Origin of the sequence: Vibrio xiamenensis (assembly GCF_900100015.1) — a bacterium.
In the GTDB taxonomy this organism is placed as follows: domain Bacteria; phylum Pseudomonadota; class Gammaproteobacteria; order Enterobacterales; family Vibrionaceae; genus Vibrio; species Vibrio xiamenensis.
Genome location: NZ_FNDD01000066.1, coordinates 1 through 4,755, shown reverse-complemented (window position 1 = coordinate 4,755; position 4,755 = coordinate 1). Strand labels below are relative to the sequence as shown.

The following is a 4,755-nucleotide window of genomic DNA, read 5'->3' as shown; positions in this document are numbered from 1 at the left end:
GGTGGGGCGCTTTGGTACCAGTGCGTTGTCGGCGCATATGATTTGCCTTAATGTCGCGAATATCTTGTTTATGGTGCCGCTGGCGCTCGGGCAAGCGGCCGCGGTGCGGGTCGGTTTTCATTATGGTCGCGGCGCGGCGCAAGATTACAAACGCAGTGGTGATTTGGCTATCGCGTTTGGGGTGGGGTATGCACTGCTGGTATCACTGCCACTGCTGTTTCAACACACTTGGATCATTGGCTTTTTTCTCGATGCCAACGATGCGCAGTTTGAGCAAATATCGGCGCTGACCGGGACACTGTTTGCGGTGATGGCGATGTATCTGCTGTTTGACGGTTTGCAAACCATATTGGCCGGTGCGCTGCGCGGTTTGCATGATACCCGTACGCCGATGTTTTTCTGCTTATTTGGTTATTGGGGCATCGCGTTTGTCGTGGGTTATCTCGCCGCTTATCAACTGGCCATGCAAACACAAGGATTGTGGATCGGTTATGCATTTGGTTTAGCCGTGGTTTGCGGATTGCTATTTTTACGTTGGCGCAGGAAGAACGCCTCGCCGACGTTGGCGACATTATCGTAAAGCCGAACTCGCATCTTGATGCATTTTTGATAGACTGCCAAAACCTTGGATTAAGTCGCGCATTTGCGCCGCAAGTCAGTCAAACAATAAATACAGGACGTTGGTGAAGATAGGCTATGAGCAGTCGTAACAAAGAGCAGCAAGATTACAAAGTGCCGGGGCTAGAGCGAGGACTGGCGATACTCACTCTGTTTGATCAACACACTCGTGCGTTATCAGCCTCTGAGATTGCAAGGCGCTTAAACTTGCCACGTTCGACGGTGTATCGCATTGTGGTGACGTTAGAGTCACTTGGCTTTTTGGAACTGAATAGCGCTAACCATGAGTACAGTTTAGGCCGTGGTGTATTGCGCTTGGGGTTTGAATATTTGGCGTCACTCGAGATGGTGGATTTGTGCCAACCGATCCTTTATCGCTTGGCAGAAACCATCGGCTTTCCGGTCAATCTGGCGATATTAGATGAGCGCAGCGTCGTGTATGTGGCGCGCGCTCTGGTACCCAATTCCTTAACTGGAGCGATGAATGTTGGCTCACGTTTACCTGCCCATGCCACGACCGTTGGACGATTATTGCTATCGGATTACAGCTTAGAGCAGCTTCGCGAGTTATATCCTGAAGAAACACTTGAGGCTTCTTCTGTCAACACACCAAAAACCGTTGAGGCCTTGTACGAGCTTATAAGCGCGTCTAAATCGCAGGATGCTCTGATTGGAGAGAGCTACTTTGAAGATGGCTACACCAGTGTGGCGGCGGTGGTGCGAGATAAAACGGGGCAAATTGTTTCGGTGATCAGCGCTATTATTCCGTCCTCGTCATTAGACGAAACCCAGCGCGATTTTCTTAAAACGCAAGTTGCGTCGAGCGCTCAAGAGCTTTCGGCGCGCTTAAAGTAGTCGCAAAATGGGCATCTGAGAATACGATTTTCTGCTGGCTAAGCTGCGCCTTTTGGCGCGGCTTATCTTGGCGTTACATTTATGAGTTAGGCGAATGATTCGTTCGTCCAACTTTATTTCGCACATCGTATTACGAATCACTAGCCTGCAACGCTTCTAACTCTTGCAGTTGACCGTTTACCTGCGCCCACTCGTAACACGCCTCATAGCATGCCTTGGCGATTTCCGGGATCTCTTCGTAAGCCGCAGGCAAGCGTTCTTCCACCAAGTCATGTAACTCGGCAGCGCGCTCAGAGGCGATGCGCTTGGCTTTGCGCACTTGTTTTTGCAGGGCTTGAATATCCATATCTTCCATTATTCACTCCTTGAATTGACCTTTTGTAAGTTTGAATGCCGACAATGCAAGAGGTTCAAAAACCATGCCTACGCCTGGCTTTGATAAATCAATGGTATAGATAAGAGAAATGGCGACAAACCGACAATTTCGCGTCACGTTGGCGAGTTTGCAACAAAAACGCCGCGCAAAGGCGCGGCGGGGTAATGTGAGCATCAAATGTAATTAAAGCACGGTAACAACTGAGTCTTGAGCCAAACGAGATTTCGGCAATTTCGCATTGTAGTCGCCGCTTTCATCGTGATAACCGATAGCCACTGCCACGTCACAGACGTAGCCATCAAGCTCGTCTTTAAACACTTTACCGATAAGCTCAGAGTCAACGCCTTCCATGGTGGTGGAATGGAGGCCTAAGCGCGCCAACGTGTGCAAAGTGTTCCCCAGTGCGATGTAAGTTTGCGCTTTGGTCCAAGCGCGGTTGTTGCCTTGCTCATCGGTATTGAGTTCAACAAACGCATAAGCGCCGAAACCTTGTTCACGGTCTTCTGCCTTAGTGCGACCGCTGGCGATATCTTGGTCAATGACTTTGGCATAATCATCGCGGTTGTACGCTGGGTTGTAGGCGAACAAAATAATGTGCGATGCATCAAACACGTGTTTTTGGTTGAACTGGAATTTGTTGGCAAACGTTTCATGCATGCGCTGTTTCGCCGCATCACTTTCGATCACAATAAATTTCCATGGCTGTGAATTGATCGAAGAAGGTGAAAGACGTAGCGCTTGATAAATCACGTCTAAGTCTTGCTGTGGAATGCGTTTTGAAGCGTCGTATTTTTTAGTGGTGTAGCGTTTTTCTAAATCGGCGATGATTGGGTGCGTCATGGAAAGTCTCCGTTATCGTTTTCGAGTGGCGTAGCACTCAATATTTATAAGCATGGTAGAGGAATCAACGGGCGCGAAAAAGGGCTTCTCATTTGAATGATTATCAAATATTTTTTGATAATGTAGTGAAATTGAAACTCGATTAAGCGACTAATCGCTTGTAAATTGCTTATTCACTCTCATCATTATCAAAAAATTTTGGACAATTATGTTAGTTGAAGATCTTCAAGTGGTGCTCAAAGTTGCCGAGCTTGGCAGTATAACCGCTGCCGCCAATCATCTTGAGCTGCGCAGTGCCACCGCAAGCGCCGCGGTAAAGCGAGTTGAGCAGGCATTAGGTATCGAATTATTTGTGCGCACCACCCGCCATTTGCGTTTATCCAGCGCTGGCGAGCGCTATTTGCCTCAGTGTGAGCAGGCGCTATTGCTACTAGATAACGCCAAGCACAGCGTGCAAGACTCTAACCGCGCCATCAAAGGTGAGTTGCGCATTTCGTTTTCCTCCGATTTGGGACGTAATCATGTGATGGGATGGATTGATGAAATCATGGAACGCTATACCCAGCTCAGTGTGCGCGCCAATGTCAGCGACAGCAATGTCGATTTTTATCGCGATACCGTGGATATGGCGCTGCGTTACGGTTCGCCGACTGATCACAACCTGTATGGTTTTAAGATTTGTGATGCGCCGGCGCTGGTGTGTGCATCGCCAATGTATTTAGCCGAGCACGGCACGCCAACCCATCCAGACGATCTTAAACATCATAACGGGCTGGTGTATCAGCTTTATGATGGCATACACGATGTGTGGGAACTTTTAGAGGGTGAGCGCAAACACAAAGTGAAAATGCACACCAACCGAATTTCTAATGATGCCGACTTGGTACGGCGCTGGTGCGTGGCAGGAAAAGGCGTGGCGATCAAATCGTGCATTGATATGTCAACGGATTTGCTGGCGGGGAATGTGGTGCCGATTTTGACCCAATATCCGCCCGCCAAACGCGAGCTGTGGCTGGTATGCCCAAGTCGCCAGTCGATAACGCCAGCGATGCGCCTATTGCGTGATGAGTTTCGCGACAAAACCCATGGGATATTGGATCAACTGACGCGACGTGGCCTGCTAGAAAGCCAGCGCTGGAATAAAATTTAGCCTTGATTTGTCTCAGCTTGCGCTGCGGCGTTAGCGCAATCTTCGCTTTGGCTGGTTTCGCCATGAGACTCGGCCGCTTGCTGCTCTAGCGCCAATTTTTCACGCTCGGCTTTGGACACGTAGCGCGGCTTGTTGCTTTTATGCAGCTTGGCGTTTTGCTTCTTGAGTTTTGTTTTCAGAATCTGATTAATTTTCTTTTTGCGGTTCATAACCATACTCACTCGATGATTGAGGCGCGAGAATATAGGGTTTCAGGGCGAAAGACAAACGCTGTTTTGGCTTCGCACGCGTTTAGCGTGATGCTCGTAGTGTGAATCGGCTTCCGATATTTTATTCCTCCATTTTAGTGGTTATCAGGTTATAATCTTTTCAAACCACTCTCTATTGCTAAGGTACTCAATGACTTCTTCAAATTCCGCTCCATTAGCGAAAGATCCCAATGAACGTTTTAATCAATTTTTTAAAGCCGTGGCTGAATCGCATAAAATTTGGTTATTGATCGATGAGCACGGCAGTGTGTTATTTAGTGCCGAAGATGACGATTGTGTGCCAGTTTGGCCAACTGAAGAACACGCTCTGGAATGGGCGACGGGTGAGTGGGAAGGATTTCGCGCTGAACCGATCTCAACCGCCAAATGGAAAAGCCGCTGGACCATGGGCCTTGAAGAAGACGAACTGTCGATCATCGTCTATCCCGATGAGCAGGGCGAGGGCATCGTACTTTACCCCGACGAGTTTGAATTCGAACTGGTTAAGCGCGAAGGCAAGCGCCGTTAATCTTTGCCGCCCAATGGCTTAACATTGCGTCGATAGAATAAACCCCTAATGGCAAACACCATCAGGGGTTTTGTTGTCAGCTCTAAACCACCGCCTAGGGCGGTGGTGATTGTCCCTTGGGGCTATTGCCCGAAGGAAT

Annotated in this window: 7 protein-coding genes; 4 read left to right on the top strand and 3 right to left on the bottom strand. The window is 48.9% G+C overall.

Features of this window, described 5'->3' with window-relative positions; all coding sequences use genetic code 11:
* Positions 1-580, top strand: a 580-nt coding sequence (locus tag BLS03_RS25085; RefSeq protein WP_218122056.1) for an MATE family efflux transporter, incomplete at its 5' end; no start/stop codon positions are given.
* Positions 581-696: 116 nt separating this feature from the next.
* On the top strand, positions 697-1,473 hold the full coding sequence (locus BLS03_RS25080; RefSeq protein ID WP_093279567.1) for an IclR family transcriptional regulator: 777 nt from the start codon (positions 697-699) through the stop codon (positions 1,471-1,473).
* 130 nt (positions 1,474-1,603) lie between these two features.
* Here the strand turns inward: BLS03_RS25080 and BLS03_RS25075 are convergent, their stop codons facing one another.
* Both BLS03_RS25075 and BLS03_RS25070 read right to left on the bottom strand, forming a co-directional pair.
* Complete coding sequence (locus tag BLS03_RS25075) at positions 1,604-1,828, bottom strand: CCE_0567 family metalloprotein (RefSeq protein ID WP_093279566.1); 225 nt, start codon at positions 1,826-1,828, stop codon at positions 1,604-1,606.
* Positions 1,829-2,032: 204 nt separating this feature from the next.
* Positions 2,033-2,689 carry a nitroreductase family protein gene (locus tag BLS03_RS25070; protein WP_093279565.1) on the bottom strand — a complete coding sequence of 219 codons (657 nt, stop codon included), beginning with the start codon at positions 2,687-2,689 and terminating at the stop codon, positions 2,033-2,035.
* A 208-nt stretch (positions 2,690-2,897) separates the two neighbouring features.
* Between BLS03_RS25070 and BLS03_RS25065 the strand changes: the two genes are divergently transcribed.
* Positions 2,898-3,839, top strand: coding sequence for a LysR family transcriptional regulator (locus BLS03_RS25065; RefSeq protein WP_093279564.1), 942 nt, complete (start codon positions 2,898-2,900; stop codon positions 3,837-3,839).
* Here the strand turns inward: BLS03_RS25065 and BLS03_RS25060 are convergent.
* A complete protein-coding gene (locus BLS03_RS25060; protein ID WP_093279568.1) occupies positions 3,836-4,048 on the bottom strand; it encodes a DUF2986 domain-containing protein in 213 nt (70 codons plus the stop codon). The genes BLS03_RS25065 and BLS03_RS25060 overlap by 4 nt on opposite strands.
* Before the next feature lie 190 nt (positions 4,049-4,238).
* Between BLS03_RS25060 and BLS03_RS25055 the strand changes: the two genes are divergently transcribed.
* Positions 4,239-4,616, top strand: a complete 378-nt coding sequence (locus BLS03_RS25055; RefSeq protein WP_093279563.1) for a DUF2750 domain-containing protein — start codon at positions 4,239-4,241, stop codon at positions 4,614-4,616.
* Positions 4,617-4,755: the final 139 nt, after the last annotated feature.